The organism is Vibrio sp. 2134-1 (genome assembly GCF_033339495.1).
In genome coordinates, this window is the sequence record NZ_JAWOUS010000507.1 from 1 (window position 1) to 660 (window position 660).

General features: G+C 48.3%; 1 protein-coding gene. It reads left to right on the top strand.

The window, feature by feature from the left end; translation table 11 throughout:
• Window positions 1-115 precede the first annotated feature (115 nt).
• Window positions 116-660 (top strand): TenA family protein (locus tag R7R78_RS26920; protein ID WP_225474709.1); only part of this gene is annotated, 545 nt, incomplete at its 3' end.

Genomic DNA, 660 nt, shown 5'->3' on the forward strand with positions numbered 1-660 from the left:
CCTAAAACGCTACGACGATTACGCCGAGTTCATGTATTCACAAAAAATCATCGAAACACTACCAAAAGCGAAAGATTACGTACCGAGCTTTGACTAATTACGAGGCTGCCCCATTATGAAATACCAAGATTTGATCGACGCTTGCCGCCAAGATTGGCAAGAATACACTGAGCATGCCTTCGTGCAGCAATTGGCCAAAGGCACGCTGGCTCAACCTTGTTTTCTGCATTACTTGAAACAAGATTTCTTATTCCTAAAACAGTACGCGCGAGCTTATGCGCTGGCAATCTACAAAGCACGTACGTTAGACGACATGCGCCGCGCACTACCAAGTGTACATGCGCTTTTAGATTCAGAGATTGCCCACCATGTTACCTACTGCGGTCAGTGGGGATTGACGGAATCTGATCTCGAAAACGAGCCGGAAGATTTTGGCACGGTGGCTTACACGCGCTACGTACTGGATGCGGGAATGACGGGCGACTTAGTTGACTTGTATGCCGCGCTTGCCCCTTGCTCCATCGGCTACGCCGTCATTGGTAAAATGCTGATTGAAGATGAAAACACGGTATTCGAAGGCAATCCTTACGCAAGTTGGATTAACTTGTACGGCGGTGAAGAGTTCCAATCAGGCGTGGCAAGTGGGGCCGAACACTTTAA